The sequence below is a fragment of the Streptomyces sp. NBC_00663 genome, from assembly GCF_036226885.1.
Classification (GTDB): Bacteria; Actinomycetota; Actinomycetes; order Streptomycetales; family Streptomycetaceae; genus Streptomyces.
In genome coordinates this window covers 3,687,114-3,709,168 of the sequence record NZ_CP109027.1, presented here as the reverse complement: position 1 = coordinate 3,709,168, position 22,055 = coordinate 3,687,114, and the positions used below count along the sequence as shown (strand labels likewise).

Sequence of the window (22,055 nt, the reverse complement as noted above, 5' to 3'; positions counted from 1 at the left end):
CGTGTCCGCGTCCAGCGCCGCCCGAACCTGAAGCGCGCGCGTCCCCGTCCGGCGCCGCCCGTGCCCGAGGCGCACGCGCGCGTCTATGTCCGCGCCGGCAGCATGACCGTCACCGCCAGCCCCTCGCCCGGTGCCGTCCGCACCGTCACCCGGCCTCCGTGGGCCTGGACGACGCCCTGCACGATCGCCAGGCCGAGGCCGCTGCCCGCGCCCCCGCCGGCCCGGAAGAAGCGGTCGAAGACGCGGGCCGCGTCCTCCTCGGCGAGGCCCGGGCCCTCGTCCGCGACGCACAGCCGTACCGCCCCGAAGGACCGCTCCACCCCGAGCCGCACCGGCACATCGGCGGGCGTGTGGGTGCGGACGTTGCCCACCAGGTTGCCCAGGACCTGTCTGAGCCCCGCCTCGTCGGCGTGCACCAGCAGCGCCCCGTCGGCGTCGACGCTGATCGGCCGCCCCGGCTGCTGCACCCGCAGATCCTCGGCCGCGTCCCGCACCAGCCGGGTCAGATCGACGTTGCGGAACCGCAGTTCGGGCTGCTGGTCGAGGCGGGCGAGGGTGAGCAGCTCGTCCACCAGGTGTCCCATCCGGTCGGCCTCTGCCATCACCCGCCCCCAGGCCCGCTTGCGCTCGTCGGGGTCCTGGAGCATCCCCCTGTCGTACAGCTGGAGATAGCCGCGTATCGCGGACAGCGGGGTGCGCAGTTCGTGCGAGGCGTCGGCGACGAAGCGGCGCAGCTGGGTCGCGCTGCGCTCGCGCGTGCGGTACGCCGACTCGACCTGGTGGAGCATGGAGTTGAGAGCGGTGCGCAGCTGCTCGACCTCGAGAGTGGCCTCCCGGCTGGACGGGACGCGCCGGGTGAGGTCGCCCTCGGCGATCGCCGACGACGTCTCCACCATGTCCTCCAGCGGCCGCATCCGGCGCCGCACGCTGAACATGGTCAGACAGGCCAGCAGCGCCAGCAGCAGGCTGCCGATGGCGAGGTCGAGCCGCACGGCCTTGCCGACGCCCTTGTGGACGGCCTCGGTGGACGTGGCGAGCAGGATGTACGAGCCGTCGCTGAGCCGGGTCGCGGTGGCCCGGTAGGCGTCACCGCGCACCCGGATGTCGTGCGGCTCGGTGTCGGCGGCCAGTGCGCGCGGGGCGGACACGACGTCCGCCAGCTCGCTCTGCGCGTCGCTGGGGGCGAGATGGCCCAGCGAGAGGGGTTCGCCCCGCTCGTCGACGACGGTGATGATCTGGTCGGGACGGGACCGCCCGGCGTCCTGCTGGAGGAACTTGTCGCGCACGATCGCCAGGTCCGCCAAGCCGTTGATCGTGTCCATCGTGAGCTGCGAACTGCCGAGGGACGTACGGGTCTGGGTGAGCTCGGAGTCGATCTGGTCCAGCAGGTAGTACCGCATGCCCATCACGCTGACCGCGGTCGCCGCGACGATGCCGAGCGCGAGCAACGCCACGTTCGCCAGCGTGAGCTGGGCGCGCAGGGAGTGGATGCCGCGTTTGCAGCCCAGCTTGCGGAGCCTCATGCCAGCCCGTACCCGACGCCGCGCCGCGTGGTGATCATCGGCGGTCCGAGGGCGTCCAGCTTGCGCCGCAGATAGCTGATGTAGGTCTCCACGACGGTCGACTCGGGCGGTGTGTGCTCGTACTGCCAGACATGGCGCAGGAGTTGCTCCTTGGGCACGATCCGGCCGCCGTTGCGCACGAGGAACCGCAGCAGCGCGTACTCGGTGGGGGTCAGCTCGACCGTGCGTCCCGCGCGGTGCGCCGAGTACGTCGTCTCGTCCAGCTCCAGGTCGCCGTAGCGCAGCACCGGCCGCTGCGGCAGGACGTCGGCGGAGCGTGTGCGGCGCAGCACGGCGGTGATCCGGGCGACGACCTCGTCGATGTTGAACGGCTTGGTGATGTAGTCGTCGCCGAAGCCGAGGGCGCCGACGACCTCGGAGGGCGCGTCGCGCGCGGTGAGGAAGACCAGCGCCAGCTCCGGCCGCTCGGCGCGCAGTTGCCGCCCGAGGGCGCGTCCGTCGCCGTCGGGCAGCATCACGTCGAGCAGCGCCGCGTCGGGCCGGGTGCGCTCGGCGAGCGCCAGGGCCTCACGGACGCTGCCCGCGACCATCACCTCGAACCGGTGGTAGCGCAGCGCGATCGCGAGGACGTCCGCGATGCTCTCCTCGTCCTCCACGACCAGCACGGTGCCTGGAGCCGTCGTCATGCCCCCAGTATCGGCGGCCCCACTGACAGCGGGTGGGTCCGGTGCTTTGGAGTTCCTTGAGAGTCGGTCGGCTTCGGTGTCCCCGCACGCGCGGCGCCGCCAGTCTTGTTGCCCAGGACCTGGGGGACCGACCGACGACCGACTGGGGAGTGTTTCGCGTGGCGGCATTGGCACGGTGGTGCTATCGGCACCGGCTGGTGGTCCTGTTCTTGTGGGTGGGGGCGTTGTTCGGGCTGGGCGCGGCGGGTTCGGCCGCGGGCACCGACTACGCGAACGTCTTCTCCCTGCCGGACACGGACTCGAAGACGGCGTACGACCTGATGACGAAGGCCTTCCCGCAGAGCGCGGGCGACACCGACACGGTGGTGTGGAAGGTCGACGAGGGCTCGGTACGGGACGAGTCCGTACGATCCCGGCTCGAACCCGCGCTCAAGGAGATCGCGGCGATGAAGGGCGTCGGTGAGGTCACCGACCCCTACGCGGCCGGCGGCGCCGCGCAGATCAGCCAGGACGGGCGGATCGCGTACGCCCAGGTCACCTTCGCCGAGCAGGCGAACGCGGTGCCCAAGGAGCTGATCGAGGACGTCGTCGACACCGCGCGGGCCGCGGAACAGGACGGTCTCCAGGTCGAGTTGGGCGGCCAGGCGATCGCCCGCACCCAGGAGCCTCCGCAGGGCACCGCCGAGCTGGTCGGCATCGTCGCCGCGGCCGTCGTGCTGTTCCTGGCCTTCGGCTCGCTCTTCGCGATGCTGCTGCCGCTGGTCGTGGCCATCGCGGCCCTCGGCACCGGCCTGATGGCGACCTCGCTGCTCAGCCATGTCACGGACGTGCCCGAAGTCGCCCCGCTGCTCGGCTCGTTGATCGGCCTGGGCGTCGGCATCGACTACGCCCTGTTCATCGTCACCCGGCACCGGCGCGGCATCCTGCGCGGCATGAAGCCGGAGGACGCGGCTGTCACCGCCCTCAACACCTCGGGGCGCGCGGTGCTGTTCGCGGGCGGCACCGTCTGCATCGCGCTCGCCGGCATGCTGGTGATGAACATGCGCTTCCTGGACGGCGTGGTCGTCGCGACCTCCCTGACCGTCGTGCTGAGCGTGCTGGCGGCGACCACCTTGCTGCCCGCTCTCCTCGGGATGCTCGGCATGCGGGTCCTCAGCCGCCGGCAGCGGCGCCGGCTCGCCGCGAACGGCCCCGAGTCGGCGGAGGCGAGCGGACTCGCGGCGCGCTGGTCGTCGTTCGTGCAGAAACGCCCGCGTTCCATCGCCGCGGCGGCCTTCGTGGTGATGGCGGTCCTCGCGCTGCCCGTGCTGTCGATCCGGCTCGGCGCCACCGACCAGGGCAACCACCAGGAGTCGCAGACCACCCGGCAGGCGTACGACCTGCTCGCCGAGGGCTTCGGGCCCGGCTTCAACGGGCCGCTCCAGGTGGTCGTCGAGAAGGGCGACGCCCAGGCGCTCGCGACCAGCATCAAGTCCACGGAGGGCGTCGCCCAGGTCGCCGCCGCGCCGCCCGCCAACGGCATCTCCGTCATCCAGGTCGTCCCGACGACCTCCCCGCAGTCGGAGAAGACCGACCAGCTGATCGACCGGCTGCGCGACGACGTGATCCCGGCCTCCGGCACCGAGGCCCATGTGGGCGGCGTGACGGCGGTCTTCAAGGACTTCGCGGCCGTCACCGGCGACCGGCTGCCGTACTTCGTCGCGACCATCATCGGCCTCGGGTTCCTGCTCCTGCTGGTCGCCTTCCGCTCGCTGGTGGTGCCGCTGACGGCGGCCCTGATGAACCTCATCGCGGCGGCCGCGTCCTTCGGCGTCCTGGTGGCGATCTTCCAGTGGGGCTGGGGCACGGAGTTCATCGGCATCGGCAAGGAGGGCCCGATCACGGCGTTCCTGCCGGTCATCATGCTGTCCCTCCTCTTCGGCCTCTCGATGGACTACCAGGTGTTCCTGGTGAGCCGGATGCACGAGGAGTGGGTCCACACGCGCGACAACGCGCGCGCGGTGCGCGTCGGCCTGGCCGAGACCAGCCGGGTCATCAACTGCGCGGCCCTGATCATGATCTGCGTGTTCTCCGCGTTCGTGCTCAGCGGCGACATGGAGGGCGCCATGGCGGGCATCGGCCTCGCCGCCGCCGTCGCCCTGGACGCGTTCATCCTGCGTACGGCGCTGGTGCCGGCCGCGATGCACCTGCTCGGCAACTCCAACTGGTGGCTGCCGGAGGGGCTGGAGAAGCGGTTGCCGCATCTGGCGGTGGAGCCGAAGGAGGACGAGCCCGCTCAGGTGGTGTCGGAGCCGGACGGCCCGGCCTCGGCCGTCCACGGCTTCGTCCGGAACGCCGACGGGGAACCCGTGGAGGGCGCGTCGGTGAGCCTGCTCTCGCGCGGCGGGCGCCAGCTGGACCGGGTGGTGTCGCTGGCCGACGGCTCGTACATCGTGTCGGTCCCGGCGCCGGGCACGTACCTCCTGGCGGTGTCGGCGGCCTCGTACGGCTCGCGCGCGGGGCACGTGGTCGTCGCGGACGGGCCGCTGGTGTACGACGTGGAGCTGGCCGAGGGCGAGGTCGACGCCGTCAACTGACGCGGACTACGAGGGCTTCCTGCCGGGGTCGGGCATCATCTTCGTCATCCCCGGCAGGAAGTCCGTGAACAGCTCGTGCACCTCCCGCACGAGTGGCCGCAGCACCCGGAACCGGGCCAGCGCCACCCCGCGCGCGGTGAGCCGCGCCCCGCGCTCGGCGAGCCGGTAGCTCCGCTCCCGCCCCTCGGTCCGGTCGAAGATCCAATACAGCACGAGCCCCATCTGGGAGAGCCACATCAGCTCGGGCAGCACGTCCCGCAGCTCCTCCGGCACCTTGGTCCTCGTCCCGGCCAGCACCTGGCGGTGAACGGAGATCGCCTCCACGCGCGCGTGCTCCGACTCCTCGGAGAAGGGGCTGAGCGGGCTGTCGGGGTCGGCGGCGTTCTTGAAGAACTGCACCGCGAACTCGTGGTACGGCGTGGCGATGTCCAGCCACGCCCGCAGCACGCCCGCGAGCCGCGCCTCCAGGTCCGTCTCCCGCGCTAGGACCTCCCGGACGGCCACCTGGTGCTCGGCGGCGATCCGGTCGTAGAAGCCCTGGATCAGGTGCTCCTTGCCCTCGAAGTAGTAGTAGGCGTTGCCGACGGAGACGCCGGCCTCCTTGGCGATGGCCCGCATGGTCGTCTTGTCGTAGCCGCGTTCCTGGAAGAGCCGCATGGCGGTCTCCAGGATGAGGGCGCGGGTCTGCTCGGACTTGCTGGACGGCGCGGAGCCGTCCGCTTCGTTCTTGCTGGACGGCACTACGCCGCCCTCTTCGTTCTTCGCGGGCACGAAAGGAGCCTAGAGCCCCTCGGGTCACGGCCTGCGACCGAGCTCCGGCCGCTTGGTGTAGTCGGTGAACCCGAGGACGTTGCCCCACGGGTCGGCGACCTCGACGGTCCACCCGGTGGCCACCGAGGACGGCTCGTCCAGCAGGGCGATCCCGGCGGCGCGCAGCTTCCGCGCGGCCACGCGCGCGTCCGGCACCTCCAGCCACAGGCGCGGGGACGGCCACGGCGGTGGACGGTGCCCGAGCCCCTCCTCCTGCCTGAGCAGCACGCCGGGCATCTCACCCCCGACCTTCAGCCCCGCGATCCCCGCCTCGTCGAGCCGGAACCCCACCGCGAACCCGGCGCGTTCATAGAACCCGACGGCCTCACCGAGGTCCCCGACGGGCAGCAGCACGTTGTCGAAACCGAGCAGTTCGTACGACTCGTCATCTGACATGCGATCAGATTAGGTGCGGGGACGACGGTTGCCGGGCGGACCGACCGCGAGGTCACTCATTGGGCCGAGAACAGGCCCGCCGCGTCGGTACGCTGAGCGCTCGCCAGTGCCGTAGACCGAGGGGGCGCGGATGGTTCTGGAGGCAGAGGCCTTCTTCGACGAGGTGCGGGCGGCCTTCGCCGGGGCCGCGCGGAGACTGGCGCTGGACGGCCCGGAGGAGACCGCGGACCGGCACCTCGCGGTCGCGACGTACGCCGGCGCCGACGTGCGGTACAAGGTCGTCCTCGGCCTGTGGGCGGGGGACGTCGAGATCCATGTCTGCCGGCGGACGACGGCCACCGAGTGCAAGGTCGGCGTCGAGAAACTGGCGCGGGCGGCCGGGCTCGTGGAGGGCCGGCGGGAGGCGTCCTTCGGCGCCCGCAGCCTCCGGCAGCTGAGGAAGTCCCTGAGCAGCCAGGTCCGTTACGTCGAACTCGTCCACCCGCGGGTCACGGTCGAGCTGATGCGGGCGGCCGGGGCGCGGGAGTGGAGCAGGCCGCTGGTGCGGTGAACTCCGCGGGAGGGGAACGGGCCGCTGGTGGGGTGAGTTCCGCGGGAGGGGAGCGGGCCGCCGATGCCGTGAACCACCGGCGCCGGCGGCGTTGTCAGTGGTGGGTCGTACTGTCGGCGGCATGGGATTCGTGACGTTCGTCGACGAGACGACAAGCGGGGGCCGCAGCGACGGCTGGGGGCTGGAGATCGCCGAGGAGCGGCTCAGCGTGCGGGAGTTGATCCGCCGTCGGGTCTTCCAGGAGGTCGCCGAGTACAACGCGCGCACCCCCGAGGTCTTCCAGGGCCTGGTGCAGCCCGAGAACACCGAACGCGTGCTCAACGGCTACGCGCTGCGGACGCCCCGCCGCATAGACCCCGAGAAGCAGACGGCCCTGGCACTGAAGGCGTTCGCGGGGAACGGCTTCCTGGTGCTGGTCGGCGACCGCCAGATGACCGAGCTCGACGAGGAGATCGATCTGGGCCTGTCGACCGAGGTCACGTTCCTCAAGCTCGTGGCGCTGGTGGGTGGCTGATGACCGAGTCGACCGAGGGACGCGCCGAGCTGATCCGGGAGGTCCTCGCGCTGATGGCGGCCGAGGACGCCGAGAAGCTGGTGCCGAGGCTGCTGGAGCTCGCCGAGCTGGTCGGAGGCCCGTGGGGCGGGCCTGAACAGGAGGTCCTCAGGGCGCTGCGGATCGTCGAACCCCCGTTCCGGCCCAGGCTGCTGCACCGTTTGGCTCAGCGGTACGTCGAGCTGGACCAGGGTGCGGACGGCCGTCGGCACATCATGCACATGCTGGCCAACCTGCGGGACCGGACGGTCGACGACGACCACCCGCGGGACCTGCGGCGCGCCCTGATCGCCGTGCTGTCCGAGCAGGAGGCACACCATGACGTGACCCAACTCCTCCGGCTCACCGAGCTGGAACGCGCGGACGGCAACGACCTCCCGGGCGACTTCGTCGCGCTGATCCGCCGCACGCGGCTGACGTCGTGGAACGGAAAGGAGCGGCTGAGTTCCTTGGTCGCGACGCTCACCCACCCCGTGGTGAACCCGGGAGAGGCCTGGTCCGACCACGCCCTGGCCGACCTGGACGGACTCGGCGACAACTGGTCGCGGCTCGTCGCCCACGCGGCCACCGCCACCGCCGCCCGCCCCTCCCCCAAGTGGGAGGAGACCGGACGGACCCTGATCGAGGCCGTGGGCCCGGAGCCGGTGCGGGAACGCCTGACGGACTGGCTGCGCCTGGTGGGGCGCCCCCGCACCCGCCCCCTCCTCGTCCCGCCGTACGGCACGGACCCCAACGTCACCTTCGACCCGTACAACGCCGACGTCCTGCGCGGACTGACCTGGCTCCTCTCCTTCCTGCCGCCCCACCCCGAGACCGCCCGCACCCTGGGCGCCGTCGTCGAGACCTCGCTCAAGAAGGTCTCCGGCCTGGGCCCGGTCAACCCCAAGGTCGCCAACGCCGGTGTCACCGCCCTCGCCCGCGTCGACAGCGAGGCGGCCCTCGCCGAACTGGCCCGCCTCGCCACCCGGGTCACCTACAAGGGCACGCTCAAGCTGCTCGACATGTCACTCGACGCGCGCGCCGAGGCCATGGGGCTCAGCCGTGGGGAGATCGAGGAACTGGCCGTCCCCGCCTACGGTCTGACGGAGGTGGGCCATGCCGAGCACCAGCTCGGCGAGACCACGGCGACGATCGAGGTCCACGGCACCAAGGCGACGCTGGGCTGGCGCAACGCCACCGGAAAGACCGTGAAGAGCGTCCCGGCCGGCGTCCGCCGCGACCACGCCGACGAGCTCAAGGAGCTCAAGGCGGCTGTCAAGGACATCGACAAGATGCTCTCGGCCCAGAGCGAGCGCCTGGACCGCCAGTTCCTGGCCCGCCGCACCTGGTCCTTCGCCGCCTGGCGCGAGCGCTACCTGGACCATCCCCTCGTCGGCACCTTCGCCCGCCGCCTCCTGTGGACGATCGACGGCACCACGGTCGGCTACACCGACGGCGCCCTGCGCACCCTCACCGACACCCCGGTGGACGGCGGCAGCGAGGTCGCGCTCTGGCACCCCGTCGACCATGAACCCGCCGAGATCGTCGCCTGGCGCGACTGGCTCGAACGCCATGGCATCACCCAGCCGTTCAAGCAGGCCCACCGCGAGGTGTACCTGCTGACGGACGCGGAACGCACGACCGGCACCTACTCCAACCGCTTCGCCGCGCACTACCTCCGCCAGCACCAGTTCCACGCCCTGGCGGCGGTCCGCGGCTGGCGCAACAAGCTGCGCCTGAGCGTGGACGACGAAGCGCCGCCCGCCACCCGCGAGCTGCCCGAGTGGGGGCTGCGCGCCGAGTACTGGATCGAGGGCGACGGCGGCGAGAACCACGAGGACCTCACCGACTCGGGCAGCTACCTGCGCCTGCGCACCGACCAGGTCCGCTTCTACCCGATCGACGCGCCGGAGAACTCCGCGCACTGCTGCGGCGGCGAGTACAGCATGTGGCTGCGTGACGGATCGGACCCGGTGGACCCCGTCCCCCTCACGGAGATCCCGCCCCTGGTCCTCTCCGAAGTCCTGCGCGACGTCGACCTGTTCGTCGGAGTCGCGAGCGTCGGCAACGACCCCACCTGGCTGGACGGCGGCCCCGGCGGCCGCTTCCGCGAGTACTGGACGTCGTACGGCTTCGGTGAACTGGGCGCGAGCGCCGAGAGCCGCCGCACCCTGCTGGAACGCCTGATCCCGAGGCTGGCGATAGCCGACCGCTGCACGCTGGAAGGACGCTTCCTCCAGGTCAAGGGCGACCGCCACACGTACAAGGTCCACCTGGGCTCGGGCAACATCCTGCGCACCCCGAACGACCAGTACCTGTGCATCGTCCCGAAGTCCAACCCGTCCGCACCGCAGGCCGGTTACCTGCCCTACGAGGGCGACCGCATGCTCGCGGTCATCCTCAGCAAGGCGATGATGCTGGCCAACGACACCGAGATCACCGATCCGACGATCCTGAGCCAGCTGTAGCCGAAGGGCTTCAGTACCCTTCAGCTTGCTGGTGGTGATTGTCGGCATGGTCTGGTTGGTCGGCGATACGGCGGCCCTGCGTTCCGGCGGACGGTGGACCTTGTCCGCACTGCCATATGTGCTCGCCGCGGTCGGTCTGTTGCTCATTCTCCGTGCGGCTGTCCCCAAGGGGTTGCTGCTCGGGCCGGTGGTGCTCGTCGCGGGCGGCGGCCTGTGGGCCGCTTACAACGCGGGCGCCTTCGAGGGGAGGACGGCCGACCGCATCTGGCCGTCCGTGGTGATCGCGCTGCGCTACCGCAGCGTGTCGTCAGGGTCGATGTCACGGTCTTCTTCGGCCGCGTCGAACTCGTCGCCGCTCGACAGCTCCTGCGGACATCAGGTGCTTCCTGTGGGCTGGTGTCGAGAGCATCATCCTAGGCCGGGCACCACCGGTATGTCCTTAACGATCACGTTCGGCCAAACGGGTGTCCGCACGCCAGAGGGCCCCGCTTCCAACGGAAGCGAGGCCCTCACAGGCGTACCGAAAACGACCTCAGAAGCGGCGCGTGATCAGCGCCTTCTTCACCTCGGCGATCGCCTTCGTGACCTCGATGCCACGGGGGCAGGCGTCCGTGCAGTTGAAGGTGGTGCGGCAGCGCCACACACCGTCACGGTCGTTGAGGATCTCCAGGCGCTGCTCCGCCGCCTCGTCGCGCGAGTCGAAGATGAAGCGGTGGGCGTTGACGATGGCGGCGGGACCGAAGTACTGGCCGTCGTTCCAGAAGACCGGGCACGAGGACGTGCACGCAGCGCACAGGATGCACTTGGTCGTGTCGTCGAAGCGCTCGCGGTCCTCGGCCGTCTGGAGACGCTCCCGCGTGGGCTCGTTGGTGTCCTTCGTGATGAGGAAGGGCATCACGTCGCGGTACGCCTGGAAGAACGGCTCCATGTCGACGACCAGGTCCTTCAGGACCGTCAGACCCTTGATCGGCTCGACCGTGATCGGCTTCTCGGGGTTGATGTCCTTGATGAGGGTCTTGCAGGCAAGACGGTTCTTGCCGTTGATCCTCATCGCGTCCGAGCCGCAGATGCCGTGGGCGCAGGAGCGGCGGAACGTCAGCGTGCCGTCCAGGTCCCACTTGATCTTGTGGAGGCCGTCGAGGACACGCTCCTTGGGGTCGATCTCCAGCTGGAAGTCTTCCCAGGTCGCCTCGGCCGAGACCTCCGGGTTGAAGCGGCGGACCCGGAAGGTGACGGTGATGTAGGGAGAGGCCGCGGACTCCGCCTCGACCTTGTCCAGAACAGGGGTAGCCATCAGTACTTACGCTCCATCGGCTGGTAGCGGGTCTGGACGACCGGCTTGTAGTCGAGACGGATCGACTCGGCGCCGTCGTCGCCCACCTCGCGGTACGCCATGGTGTGGCGCATGAAGTTGACGTCGTCGCGGTTGGGGTAGTCCTCGCGGTAGTGACCGCCGCGGGACTCCTTGCGGGCGAGCGCGGAGACCGCCATGACCTCGGCGAGGTCGAGCAGGTTGCCCAGCTCGATCGCCTCCAGCAGGTCCGTGTTGAAGCGACGGCCCTTGTCCTGGATCGCGACGTTCTTGTAGCGCTCGCGCAGCTCCGCGATCTTCTCGACCGCCGTCTTGATCGTCTGCTCGGTCCGGAACACCATGACGTTGGCGTCCATGGTCTCCTGAAGCTCCTTGCGGAGCACGGCCACCCGCTCGGTGCCCGTCGAGTTGCGCAGCCGCTCGACCTGCTCGACCACGAACTCGGCCGGGTTCTCCGGCAGTTCGACGTAGTCGGCCGTGTTGCTGTACTCGGCGGCGGCGATGCCCGCACGGCGGCCGAACACGTTGATGTCCAGGAGGCTGTTCGTGCCCAGACGGTTGGCGCCGTGCACCGAGACGCAGGCCACCTCGCCGGCCGCGTACAGACCGGGGACGACCGTCGTGTTGTCGCTCAGGACCTCACCCTCGACGTTCGTCGGGATGCCGCCCATGGCGTAGTGCGCGGTGGGCTGGATCGGGATCGGGTCCGTGTACGGCTCGATGCCCAGGTAGGTGCGCGCGAACTCGGTGATGTCCGGGAGCTTCGCGTCCAGCTGCTCCGGCGGGAGGTGGGTGAGGTCGAGGTAGACGTGGTCGCCCTCGGGACCGCAGCCGCGGCCCTCACGGATCTCCGTGTAGATGGAGCGGGACACGACGTCACGGGACGCGAGGTCCTTCATGACCGGCGCGTACTTCTCCATGAAGCGCTCGCCGTCCTTGTTGCGGAGGATGCCGCCCTCACCGCGGGCGCCCTCCGTCAGCAGGATGCCCATGCGCCAGATGCCGGTCGGGTGGAACTGGAAGAACTCCATGTCCTCCAGCGGCAGCCCACGGCGGTACACCGCGGCCTGGCCGTCACCGGTCAGCGTGTGGGCGTTCGACGTCACCTTGAAGAACTTGCCGGTGCCGCCGGAGGCGTAGATCACGGCCTTCGCCTGGAAGACGTGGATCTCGCCGGTCGCGAGCTCGTACGCCACCACACCGGCCGACTTCTTGACGCCGTCGACCTCGGTGATGAGCTGGTCGAGGACGTAGAACTCGTTGAAGAACTCCACGCCCTCCTTCACGCAGTTCTGGTACAGCGTCTGGAGGATCATGTGGCCGGTGCGGTCCGCGGCGTAGCAGGACCGGCGGACCGGGGCCTCGCCGTGGTTGCGGGAGTGACCGCCGAAACGGCGCTGGTCGATCGTCCCGTCGGGCGTCCGGTTGAACGGCAGGCCCATCTTCTCCAGGTCGAGGACGGCGTCGATGGCCTCCTTCGCCAGGATCTCGGCGGCGTCCTGGTCGACCAGGTAGTCACCGCCCTTGACCGTGTCGAAGGTGTGCCACTCCCAGTTGTCCTCCTCCACGTTGGCCAGCGCGGCGGCCATGCCGCCCTGCGCGGCGCCCGTGTGGGAGCGGGTGGGGTACAGCTTGGTCAGCACGGCGGTACGGCTGCGCTTCGTCGACTCGATCGCGGCGCGCATGCCGGCGCCGCCCGCGCCGACGATGACGGTGTCGTACTTGTGGATCTTCATCAGGAATTCCTCAGCCCCGTGCCTAGCGGATGTTCGGGTCGAAGGTGAAGATCACCAGCGTGCCCAGCAGGATGGTGAACACCGTGGCGGTGTAGAGCAGGCCCTTCAGCCACAGCCTGGTGTTCGCGCGCTCCGCGTAGTCGTTGATGACCGTGCGCAGGCCGTTGGCGCCGTGCAGCATCGCGAGCCAGAGCATCAGCAGGTCCCAGACCTGCCAGAAGGGGCTCGCCCAGCGGCCCGCCACGAAGGCGAAACCGATCTTGGAGACGCCGCCGTCGAGCACCAGCTGGATCAGCAGGTGGCCGATGACCAGGACGACCAGCACGACGCCGGACAGGCGCATGAACAGCCAGGCCGCCATCTCGAAGTTGCCCCGAGTGGACTTCGGGGTCTTCTTGGTGCGCTTGCGCGGCGCCTCGATGAACGGGGCCGGGTTGTCGACGTTGTAGAGCTCGCCGCCCTCGACGGGGCCGATCCCGGAGTCAGCGGTCTTCTCGGTGGTGGACATGCGCGTCAGCTCCCGAACAGTTCACGAGCGGCGTGGCCGAGGACGGGGTAGACCGCCCCGATCATCAGCACGAGCCACAGGCCGACGACCGACCAGAGCATCTGCTTCTGGTAGCGGGGGCCCTTGGACCAGAAGTCGACGGCGATGACACGCAGGCCGTTGAGCGCGTGGAAGAGGATGGCGGCCACGAGGCCGTACTCCAGCAGCGCGACGATGGGTGTCTTGTACGTGGCTACGACCCTGTCGTAGTCCTCAGGGGAGACACGGACGAGAGCAGTGTCCAGCACGTGAACGAACAGGAAGAAGAAGATGAGGACGCCGGTGACTCGGTGAGCCACCCAGGACCACATTCCTTCCCGGCCGCGGTACAGCGTTCCAGCCGGCACGGAAGTCCCTCCGGGAGCGGGGATTGGGGCCGCGCCGGCTTGTGCTGTCGGTCGGGCCCGGCCGGGTACGGTCCACCGGCCCCCAGCATCGTAGCGACGGTTGCCTGCGGGGCTTACGCCGGGCCTACCGGTGTGATCAAAGTGGCATGCGTATGGGTGAGTGGTGCGGCTAATGGGGTGGAGTGTGCCGTTGTGTGCCGGGTGCCGCCACGTCGTGGCTGGTCGCGCCCGCGCGGCGGTGGCCGCACATCGATTACAGCCCCGCGCCCCTGAGCCGCTCCAGCAAGCGCGCCTTTGCCAGGCGGCGGAGTTCTTCCCAAGCCACTACCCGCTCCTCCTCCGGATCGTTTGTCAATCGTGATCGGATTCCTGCCAGTACGTGGTCCAGGGCCTCGTCCGGTTTCAGGCCGTCCAGGCAGATCACGAACGCATGTCCGAACTTCGCCTCGTATGCGGCATGTGCGGCGTCGAGTGCCATATGGGCGATGTCGTACGTCTCGTCCGGCAGAGCCGTCAGGGTCTCGCCCGCCAGTGCCTCCGACAGGTCCGCCGGGGTCAGGTCGTAGGCCGCCTCGTCGGATGCGGCGAGTAGGGCCGGGGCGTCCGGGTAGGGGCGGTGGGCGGTGATGCGGTCCGCCCAGCGGAGGCTGCGGAGGCAGGTGAGGAGGAGCTTGCGGGCCTCGGCTGCCGGGGCGATGTTGAAGGCGTCCAGGACTGTGGGCAGCGCCGGTATGGCGACTCGGCCAGGAAGGTGTGTGGGCGTCACGTGTGTTTCGGCAGGGGATGCTGGGAGAGGTGTGACGTCACGCTATCGAGTACGGACATGACGTGTCCGACGGATGCCCGAATTTCACTCGCACGGGAGAGTTTCGGAACGTGTGGTGGACACTTCCGGCCACCCCTACGCCCTAGGTTGGGCTCGTGAGCCAGCACAGGCGCCGGCCGCCGGCGCAGAAGGCGCGGCAGGTGAGGACACGGGTGGTGATCGTGGCGGCGGTGGCCGTGACGGTCGCGACCGGGGTCGGGATCGGGCTGTGGGCCTCGGGGGACGGGGACGACAGCGGTCCCGCGGGGTCCGCGGCACGGCCGCCCTCCGAGGGGCGGTCGGCCGCGTCCACCGGCGCGTCGTCCAGGACCCCCACTCCCAGTCCGACCCGTAGCTATCCCCTCTCGCAGTCCCCGCGGACGATTCCCGCGGTGGCGGCGCACACTCCGGAACGGGGGCCGGGCTGGCGGCCACGGAGCGGGGAGCGGGTTGTGGTGAACGACACGGAACTCGCCGACGAGGGGCGGCTGGTCGCGAGTGAGCTGGGGCTGACGTACGCGGGGGAGAAGGGCGACACGCGGAGCGGGGACCTGCGGCTCGTGTTGAACGACGACGCCGGGGGCGACCCGGAGTCGTACGCCATGACCGTGCGCGGCGGGCAGGTCACCATCAGCGGGGCCGCCGACGCCGGGGTCTTCTACGGGACGCGGACGCTCAAGCAGGAGGTGCACGACGGGGGTACGGCGCCCGAGGGGGTCGTCAAGGACGCGCCGGCCAAGCCGGTGCGCGGGTTCATGCTGGACATCGCGCGCAAGCACTACACCGCGGGGTGGATCGAGGACCGGGTGCGGGAGCTCGGGGATCTGAAGTTCAACGAGCTGGGGCTGCACTTCTCCGACGACCAGGGGTTCCGCCTCGAGTCGCGGTCGCATCCCGAGGTCGTGTCCGCGCAGCATCTGACCCGGGCCGAGGTGGAGCGGATCATCGACCTCGCCACCGAACGGCACATCACGATCGTCCCCGAGATCGACTCGCCCGGACATCTCGGCGCCGTCATCGCCGCGCACCCCAGTCTCCAGCTGGTCAACGCGTCGGGAGTCGCCGCGCGGGGAGCGGTGGACATCTCCCAGGACGCGGCCGCGACGATCGTCGACGAGCTGCTCGACGAGTACGCCGACCTGTTCCCCGGGGACCGCTGGAACCTCGGCGGCGACGAGTACCGGGCGCTGACGGTGTCCGACCCCGAGGCGTCGTACCCACAGCTCGCCACCGCCGCGCGGGAGGCCTACGGCACCGGCGGAACCGTCGCCGACCTCACCACGGGCTGGCTCAACGACCGCGCCGACACGGTCCGGGAGCACGGCAAGACGATGCGCGTCTGGAACGACGGGTTCTTCCGCGGTACGTCCGTGCAGCCGGCCAAGGATCTCCAGGTGGCCTACTGGACGGGCAAGGAGATCGGGGCACGGCAGCCGACCGAGTATCTGAGCGCCGGACGTGACCTCATCAACTACAACGACCTGTTCCTCTACTACGTCCTCGGGCAGCCCAACCAGTTCTACTATCCGACCGGGCAGCGGATCTACGAGGAGTGGACCCCGCGCGTGGTGCGCGGCACGCAGGCGGTCGACGCCAAGTACGACGACCAGATCCTCGGCGGCTCCTTCGCGGTGTGGGGCGACTATCCCAACGCCCAGACCCAGGAGCAGATCGCGGTCGGCATCCGACTGCCGCTGCGGGCGCTCGTCCAGAAGCTGTGGGACGCGGACAAGCCCGCGCTGACCTGGACGGAGTTCAAGTCGCTGGCGGACCGGCTGGGCTGAGGGCGGGGTGTGGACGTACGGGGCTGGTGAACCGTATGTTCCGCATGCCGCGTCCGAGGTTCTGGGGAGAGCCCGGCGCGGCGTGCCATGTCACGACCCGGGGGGACCGCCTCACCATGCTCGACAACAGACACGACCACTTCATCGCGCCGGCCGCCTGGCTCCAGTCGCCGATCGGGCTCGGCCGGGCCGCCGTCACCGGATTCGGCGTGGTCGTCGCCACCGACCTGTTCGCCATCGGGTCGGGCGTCTTCGTGTACGACATGAGCGGCGACCTGGACAGCGGCGCCCTCCTCGACGGGCGGGCCGAGCTCGCGGACCGGCTCTACTCCGCGGCCGGCGTCGTCCAGACCGTCGCGCTGCTCACGACCGCCGTCCTCTTCCTGTGCTGGTTCCACCGGGTACGCGTCAACGCCGAGGTCTTCGACCCCTACGGGCACGAAAAGAAGCGTGGCTGGGCGATCTGGGGCTGGTTCGTGCCGATCGTCAACCTCTGGTACCCGCGCAGGATCACGCTGGACATCTGGAACGCCAGCAGCCCCTGGAGCGCGCCCCGGCCGCACGGGCTGGTCAACACCTGGTGGACGTTCTGGACCATCTCGCTGCTCACCGGCCGGGCCGCGTCCACCGCGTACCGCAAGGCCGAGAGCGCCGACGAGATCCGCGACGCCGTGGGCCAGCTGATGTTCTCGGACGCCGTCGACGTCGTGGCCGCCGCCCTCGCCATCGCCGTCGTGCTGCGGCTGAACCGGATGCAGTACGAGAAGGCCCTCGGCGGTCCGGCGCCTTCGCCCCTGCCCGCCTGAGTCGCGGCGGATTGTCCGATACGGCTGCGAACTGTCGTACGACTGTGGTGTATTCGGCCCGAGCCGCAGCCGAGAGTGTGCCGGGGGGGGGGAGCCGGAATGGGCTACTGGGGGTATTTCGTCGTGGGCCGCAGCGCGCGGCCGCTCGAGGAGCTGGAGACGCTGGCCGGGGCGGCCGAGGGGCTGAGTCTCAGGAGTGAGGCGGCCGGCGGGTGGCAGGTGTGGGAGTACCCGAGCGGGGACGGGGACCTCGGCAGCATGAACGCGCTGGCCCGGGAGACCGGGGCGCCCGCGCTCTTCGGCTATGTGATGGACAGCGCCTGTGTGGTCGTCGAGGCGGCCGGGCCGGAGAGCGGGGCCTGGACGACCTGTCTGGCCCGGGCGGCCATGGCCGGGTACATCGGTGCCGGTCAGGAGGGCCTCGCGCTGGAGGACTACTTCCTGGAACCGCCCGACGCCGCCGAACGGGCCGCCGCCTGGGCCGAGGAGGCGGGGCGGGCGGTGGATGCCGGGCGGCTGCTGGAGGTGCTGACCGCCGATCCCGACCCGTTGGCCGAAAACCTGTTCTTCCGGCTGCTCGACCGGCTGGCCGTGGTGCCCCTGTGACACTCCGGGGCCGTTGCACGCAGTAAGGGGAAGTGCGGGCTCCGTTAGGGAGTTTCGCAGGCGAAGAGGTGTTGCCGGGCTTCGGACGGCTCGACGGCACCCCTCAGGGAGGCGTGGATGAGTCTGGTGGAGCTGATCGCTCAGGCCGACGAACGCGGACTGGCCGCCAGCGGGTTGGCTTGTTTGGATCGGTGCGTGCCGCTGCTGGGCGGCGACGACGAGATCCTGCGGCCACTGTGGGCGAGCCTCGCCGACAGCGGTACCGGCGACTGGGAGGCGGGGCTGAAGGTCGCCCGCGACAAGCTCGCGGGAGCCGGTTCCGCCGACGCCGCCGAGGACGAGGCCGTCGACCACGCCCGCCGGATGCTCGACGCCGCCCCGGCCGCGCTGGACGCCGCCGAGGTGCGGGTGTGGGCCGACGTGTGCTCCGTCGCCTCGCTGCGGATCCACCGGCTGCTCGATCCGGCCGCGGACGACGTCCCGCTCGACGCCCGCCGCGAGGGCCGTACCGAGGGCATGCCGCCGCTGGTCGCCGCCGAACTGCGGCGCCAGGTCACCGTCCTGGAGGTGCTCGCCGGGCACGGCCCGGCCGGGCTGCGCCGGGCCCTGGAGGTCTCCGTCGAGGGGCGGCGCGTGCTGCGGGCGGTGGTGTCACGGCGGGCACGCGGCACACGCTGACCCCCGCCCCGCTCCGAGGACCCTCATGCCCCTTACGGCACGAGCCACTTCACCACCGCGTCGCCGTAGTGCGCCGTCTGCCCGTAGAACGCGGTGAGGTCGCGGTGGGCCGCCGCGAAGACGCCGTGCACCTCCGGCTCGGTGTCCGTGCCGCCGTACGTCGGCAGCAGCAGGTCGCGCGCGTCCAGCCACAGGTCCTCGAAGTCGGCCTCGGCGAGATAGGCGGCGACCCGGCCCGTCTGGGCGGCGGTGAGCAGCAGGAACGGAGGGAGGCCGGGGTCGCGGTGCGGTATCGGGCGGCCACCGAGCACCACATGGGTGTGCGGGCCCTCGTCGCCGCGCGTGCCGGCGTAGAGGAGTTCGTTGTCGAGGTAGCCCTTGTCCAGGACCTCTTCGCGATGCCGGCCGATCCGCTCGCGTACGGCGTTCCAGTCGTCCTCGAAGAGCTTCTCCAGCCAGGCCGGGCTGTTGCGCAGGGCCGCGGGCGGTACGGCGCGGAAGTGGAAGTACATGCTCATCAGTGACTGGAGCGCACGGGAACCGTGAAGCGTCACTCACGGGCGGAACACACATGTGAGAGGTGTCCGGACCCGGGTGACGAACGCCACGTCCGAAACGCTCTTGAGGGTGTGACGACACAGTACGAAACCAGGCCCGGGGCGGCGACGAAGCCGGTGCGGTGGGCGGCGGACGCGGTGGCGACCATGCGCGAGGGCGCGCGCGTGCGGCTCGACTACTCGGCACAGAGTCTGTGGCGCGTCGACCGCATGATCGACGACCTGCGCCGCGAGGAGACTCCGTACGCCGCCGTCGAGACGGTGCTGCGCGGATTCGGGGCGTACGCCGGTGAGGTGATCGTCCGTCAGGCCGGCGCCGAGTGGTGGGCGAGCGGCGGCGACCACTGGATACGCACGCCCGACGGGCGGCTTTGGGACCCGCTCGACGAGGCGCGGCGGTGTTTCGCGGGGAACGGGTCGCTGCGGCTGCTGTGCCGGGACGCGACCGGGTCGGGCCACCGCGGGGACCGAGGGCGGTAGAACGCCGTAAGCGGACCGGCAAGGGTCCCCCCCACACCTTTGGAACGGCCGGGATCCCACGCGGTGGTGGGATCCCGGCCGTCGCCTCGGGCGCTTACGGCGTCAGCGTCTGGCCCAGTCGGGCGTCCGTCGGCGTCGCCAGCGTCGTCTTGCTGTAGATCGCCGCCTCCGTGTAGCCGAGGCCCGTGCTGTTGCTCGGGAGGTGGAGGAGGACGCCGTCGCCGCCGTCCTCGTTGTCGGCGCCGAAGGTGAGGTCGGCGCGGCCGTAGCCGGAGAGGTCGGACAGGGAGACCGCGGAGCCGAAGCGGTCGTCGGTCTCCGTGGAGCCGGGCACGGACGAGGTGTCCTGCGAGACGGCGATCGAGCCCGTGCCGGTGAGACCGGCGGACGTGCCCTTCACCAGGATCGCGTTGCCCGCGTTGGTGCGGTTCACGCCGTCGCGGACCAGGTCCTCGCCCGGCGCCCCCGCGAGCGCGTCCGCGTAGCCGTCGGCGTTGTAGTCGCCGACCGAGACGGAGCTGCCGAAGGCGTCGCCGGACTCGTTGCCGCCGGGGACGGACGCGGTGTCCTGGTGGATGGTCGTCATCCCGGTCGTCGTGAAGCCCGTCGACGTGCCCGGCACCATCGTGATCTGCCCGCCGGACCTGCCGCCCGACTCGGACGCCACCGGCTGGCCGATGACGATGTCGTCGTAGCCGTTGCCGTTGACGTCACCGGCGGCGATGGACCGGCCGCCCTTGACCGAGATGACGCCGGCCTTGGCCAGCCCCGTCGCCGAGCCCGCGAAGCGGACGACGCGGCCGATGCCGCCGGTGTCGCGGTAGTTGAGGGCGACGTCCGCGTAGCCGTCCCGGTTGAAGTCGCCGGTCGCGGCGTCGAGGTAGGCGACGGAACCGGTGGCGGTGGTGAGGGTGCCGTAGGTCGTCTTGCCGCCGGTGAGGCGGACGTTGTAGTTGCCGCCCTTGCCCGCGCCGGCCGCGAACACGTCCGCCTTGCCGTCGCCGTCGAAGTCGCCGACGGTGACGGTCGAGCCGAGCTTGGCGCCCGCCGCCGTGACGCCCGAAGTGGTGTACGAGAAGCCGGTGTTCAGGGCCGGGCCGTACATCACCGTGACCTGGCCGCGGTCGGCGTTGCCGCTGGTGTCGTCCTCGCCGGGGGCACCGATCGCGAGGTCGGCGTAGCCGTCGCCGTTCACGTCGCCCCACGCGTTCGACGTACCGAAGGCGTCACCGGACTCGGAGGAACCGGGCACGCCGGGGCTGCTCTGGGTGAGGGAGACCTTCGCCGCCGGCACCGGTCCGTCGACGCTGCCCGGCACGATCCGCACCGCGTTCGCCTTCGGCACTCCGGCGACCAGGTCGGTCACCCCGTCCCGGTTGTAGTCGCTGGTGGCGAGGGCGTGCGAGATGCCCGGTGTCTTCGCGAGCGCCGCGATCCGCGACAGCTTGGAGTAGAGGTTGGCGCCCGGGCAGGCGGTGGCGTTGGTGTCCCGGTGTCCGAAGACGCGCGGCAGGGTGATCGAGCTGCCCTTGGCGACCTTGTTGCCGTCGACGCCCGCGTCACTGCCGGAGACCAGGGTGACCTTGCCGGTGGGGTCGATGCCGTACATGCCGAACTTCCACGCCACGATCCGCGCGATGGCGTCCAGCGCGGCCTTGCTGGGCTTGGCGCTCTCGTAGTTGCCGATGTACGAGATGCCGACCGTGTTGGTGTTGAACCCGATGTCGTGCGCGCCGATCACCGGCAGGTCCATGCCGCCGCTGCGGCCCTCGAAGATCTGGCCGCACTTGTCGACGACGAAGTTGTAGCCGATGTCGTAGTAGCCGCGCGCGAAGTGCTCCTGCTGGATGGAGCGCATCCGGGCCCGGGAGTCGGCGCAGGACAGCGTGTTGTCGCTGTCCATGCCGGTGTGGTGGATGACGGCGGCCTTGATCTCGGTGCCGTAGCCCGGTGTGCCGTCGTAGTCCGTCGACGCGCCCCACTCCGCCTGTGTGATGACCGGCGGCTTCACGACCGTGGAGGGGCGCGGGGCCGGGACGGTGGAGGTCGGGGTGGGTGTGGGGGAGGGGGAGGTGGTGGCGGTCTCCGTGGGCGACGGCGAGTCGGCCGGCGAAACCGAGGCGGACGCCGACTCGGAAACCGACGCGGAAACGGACTCGGAAACCGATTCGGAGACCGACGGCGACACCGACTCGCTCGGCGAGGCCTCCGGCGTCGTCGTCTCCGCCACGAACGCCGCCGGTTCCGTCGCCGGTACGCCACTGCCCCGGGGATCCGTCCCCGGGTCCAGCAGCTTGACGTCCATCCCGGCCGGCTGGCCGCCCGCCTCCGTGCCGTCGGCGTTCACGACCCGCACCTCGACGCCGTCCGAGGCGCCGGTCCACAGCGACTCCGTGCCGCCGCGCAGCGCCGCCCGCTCGCCCTCGGCACCGTCGGCCTGGCTGGGGTCGACGGTCAGCTTCTGCCAGCCGGACCACTTGCCGGTCTCCATGTCCCGGGTGCGCACCTCGGGCCGGCCCTTGGCCTTGGCGTCGGCGTCGTCCCAGGTCAGCAGGACCGCGCTGAACCGCTCCGTGCCGCGCTTGGCGAGGCCCCTGCGGCCCGCGCCCTCGCTCTGGAGCTTCAGCGTGTGGACGGCGGGCTCGCGGCCGCCCGCCTTGCCGTCGGACCGCGCACCCTGGTCCGCCATGGCGTACGTCACGATGCCCGCGCCGCTCAGCACGACGGCCCCGGCGGTCAGCCAGGCCCGTCTCTTGAGACTGAGCGGTCTGTACGCACGGCTCCTGCGAGGACTCAACTACCCCACCCCTGTGAAATGAACTCGATCGCATCACCTGCCACTTGGGCAGCACATAC

The 22,055-nt window shown here is 70.7% G+C and carries 21 protein-coding genes; 9 read left to right on the top strand and 12 right to left on the bottom strand.

All coding sequences use genetic code 11. The annotated features are described in order from the left end of the window. Nucleotides 1-83: 83 nt before the first annotated feature. Complete coding sequence (locus tag OG866_RS16730) at nt 84-1,523, bottom strand: sensor histidine kinase (protein WP_329335524.1); 1,440 nt, start codon at nt 1,521-1,523, stop codon at nt 84-86. Then, a complete protein-coding gene (locus tag OG866_RS16725) occupies nt 1,520-2,209 on the bottom strand; it encodes a response regulator transcription factor (RefSeq protein WP_329335523.1) in 690 nt (229 codons plus the stop codon). The genes OG866_RS16730 and OG866_RS16725 overlap by 4 nt, the downstream gene beginning before the upstream one ends. A 167-nt stretch (nt 2,210-2,376) precedes the next feature. On the opposite strand from OG866_RS16725, the gene OG866_RS16720 reads away from it, so the two are divergent. Next, complete coding sequence (locus tag OG866_RS16720) at nt 2,377-4,785, top strand: MMPL family transporter (RefSeq protein WP_329344149.1); 2,409 nt, start codon at nt 2,377-2,379, stop codon at nt 4,783-4,785. A 6-nt stretch (nt 4,786-4,791) separates the two neighbouring features. Here OG866_RS16720 and OG866_RS16715 read toward each other — a convergent pair whose 3' ends face one another. Next, nucleotides 4,792-5,526: a TetR/AcrR family transcriptional regulator gene (locus OG866_RS16715; RefSeq protein ID WP_329344147.1), complete on the bottom strand. Its 735-nt coding sequence runs from the start codon at nt 5,524-5,526 to the stop codon at nt 4,792-4,794. 54 nt (nt 5,527-5,580) lie between these two features. After that, a complete protein-coding gene (locus tag OG866_RS16710) occupies nt 5,581-5,991 on the bottom strand; it encodes a VOC family protein (protein ID WP_329335522.1) in 411 nt (136 codons plus the stop codon). Nucleotides 5,992-6,121: 130 nt separating this feature from the next. Between OG866_RS16710 and OG866_RS16705 the strand changes: the two genes are divergently transcribed. From OG866_RS16705 to OG866_RS16695, 3 genes are all read left to right on the top strand, one after another. Then, nucleotides 6,122-6,541 (top strand): hypothetical protein, encoded by a 420-nt coding sequence (locus OG866_RS16705; protein ID WP_329335520.1) that lies wholly within the window; start codon nt 6,122-6,124, stop codon nt 6,539-6,541. 121 nt (nt 6,542-6,662) lie between these two features. Then, nucleotides 6,663-7,055 carry a hypothetical protein gene (locus OG866_RS16700; RefSeq protein ID WP_329335518.1) on the top strand — a complete coding sequence of 131 codons (393 nt, stop codon included), beginning with the start codon at nt 6,663-6,665 and terminating at the stop codon, nt 7,053-7,055. Next, nucleotides 7,055-9,541 carry a DUF4132 domain-containing protein gene (locus OG866_RS16695; protein WP_329335517.1) on the top strand — a complete coding sequence of 829 codons (2,487 nt, stop codon included), beginning with the start codon at nt 7,055-7,057 and terminating at the stop codon, nt 9,539-9,541. The genes OG866_RS16700 and OG866_RS16695 overlap by 1 nt, the downstream gene beginning before the upstream one ends. 532 nt (nt 9,542-10,073) lie before the next feature. Here the strand turns inward: OG866_RS16695 and OG866_RS16690 are convergent. The 6 genes from OG866_RS16690 to OG866_RS16665 all read right to left on the bottom strand — a co-directional run bounded on the left by OG866_RS16690 (nt 10,074) and on the right by OG866_RS16665 (nt 14,625). Then, the gene (locus OG866_RS16690) at nt 10,074-10,835 is read right to left on the bottom strand and encodes a succinate dehydrogenase iron-sulfur subunit (RefSeq protein WP_329335516.1); all 762 of its coding nucleotides are present in this window, start codon (nt 10,833-10,835) and stop codon (nt 10,074-10,076) included. After that, nucleotides 10,835-12,589, bottom strand: a complete 1,755-nt coding sequence (gene sdhA, locus OG866_RS16685; RefSeq protein WP_329335515.1) for a succinate dehydrogenase flavoprotein subunit — start codon at nt 12,587-12,589, stop codon at nt 10,835-10,837. Before sdhA ends, OG866_RS16690 begins: the two co-directional genes overlap by 1 nt. A 22-nt stretch (nt 12,590-12,611) precedes the next feature. After that, entirely contained in the window at nt 12,612-13,097 is a 486-nt protein-coding gene (locus OG866_RS16680; protein ID WP_329335513.1) for a succinate dehydrogenase hydrophobic membrane anchor subunit, read from the bottom strand. Between the two features lie 5 nt (nt 13,098-13,102). After that, a complete protein-coding gene (sdhC, locus tag OG866_RS16675) occupies nt 13,103-13,483 on the bottom strand; it encodes a succinate dehydrogenase, cytochrome b556 subunit (RefSeq protein ID WP_329335511.1) in 381 nt (126 codons plus the stop codon). Between the two features lie 253 nt (nt 13,484-13,736). After that, complete coding sequence (locus tag OG866_RS16670; protein WP_329335508.1) at nt 13,737-14,249, bottom strand: 2-oxo-4-hydroxy-4-carboxy-5-ureidoimidazoline decarboxylase; 513 nt, start codon at nt 14,247-14,249, stop codon at nt 13,737-13,739. Nucleotides 14,250-14,391: 142 nt separating this feature from the next. Next, entirely contained in the window at nt 14,392-14,625 is a 234-nt protein-coding gene (locus tag OG866_RS16665) for a hypothetical protein (protein WP_329344601.1), read from the bottom strand. On the opposite strand from OG866_RS16665, the gene OG866_RS16660 reads away from it, so the two are divergent. The 4 genes from OG866_RS16660 (at nt 14,516) to OG866_RS16645 (ending at nt 18,162) form a co-directional block, all read left to right on the top strand. Beyond that, nucleotides 14,516-16,072 (top strand): beta-N-acetylhexosaminidase, encoded by a 1,557-nt coding sequence (locus OG866_RS16660; RefSeq protein ID WP_329344145.1) that lies wholly within the window; start codon nt 14,516-14,518, stop codon nt 16,070-16,072. The genes OG866_RS16665 and OG866_RS16660 overlap by 110 nt on opposite strands. A 116-nt stretch (nt 16,073-16,188) precedes the next feature. Continuing rightward, on the top strand, nt 16,189-16,878 hold the full coding sequence (locus OG866_RS16655) for a DUF4328 domain-containing protein (RefSeq protein WP_329335506.1): 690 nt from the start codon (nt 16,189-16,191) through the stop codon (nt 16,876-16,878). Between the two features lie 99 nt (nt 16,879-16,977). Continuing rightward, nucleotides 16,978-17,484 carry a hypothetical protein gene (locus OG866_RS16650; protein WP_329335505.1) on the top strand — a complete coding sequence of 169 codons (507 nt, stop codon included), beginning with the start codon at nt 16,978-16,980 and terminating at the stop codon, nt 17,482-17,484. A 117-nt stretch (nt 17,485-17,601) separates the two neighbouring features. Beyond that, a complete protein-coding gene (locus OG866_RS16645; RefSeq protein WP_329335503.1) occupies nt 17,602-18,162 on the top strand; it encodes a hypothetical protein in 561 nt (186 codons plus the stop codon). A 32-nt stretch (nt 18,163-18,194) separates the two neighbouring features. Here the strand turns inward: OG866_RS16645 and OG866_RS16640 are convergent, their stop codons facing one another. Beyond that, nucleotides 18,195-18,680: a DUF1877 family protein gene (locus OG866_RS16640; protein WP_329335501.1), complete on the bottom strand. Its 486-nt coding sequence runs from the start codon at nt 18,678-18,680 to the stop codon at nt 18,195-18,197. Nucleotides 18,681-18,791: 111 nt separating this feature from the next. On the opposite strand from OG866_RS16640, the gene OG866_RS16635 reads away from it, so the two are divergent. Then, entirely contained in the window at nt 18,792-19,199 is a 408-nt protein-coding gene (locus OG866_RS16635) for a hypothetical protein (protein WP_329335499.1), read from the top strand. 94 nt (nt 19,200-19,293) lie between these two features. On the opposite strand, the gene OG866_RS16630 is transcribed toward OG866_RS16635, so the two are convergent. Further along, entirely contained in the window at nt 19,294-21,996 is a 2,703-nt protein-coding gene (locus tag OG866_RS16630; protein WP_329335498.1) for an N-acetylmuramoyl-L-alanine amidase, read from the bottom strand. Nucleotides 21,997-22,055 lie beyond the last annotated feature (59 nt).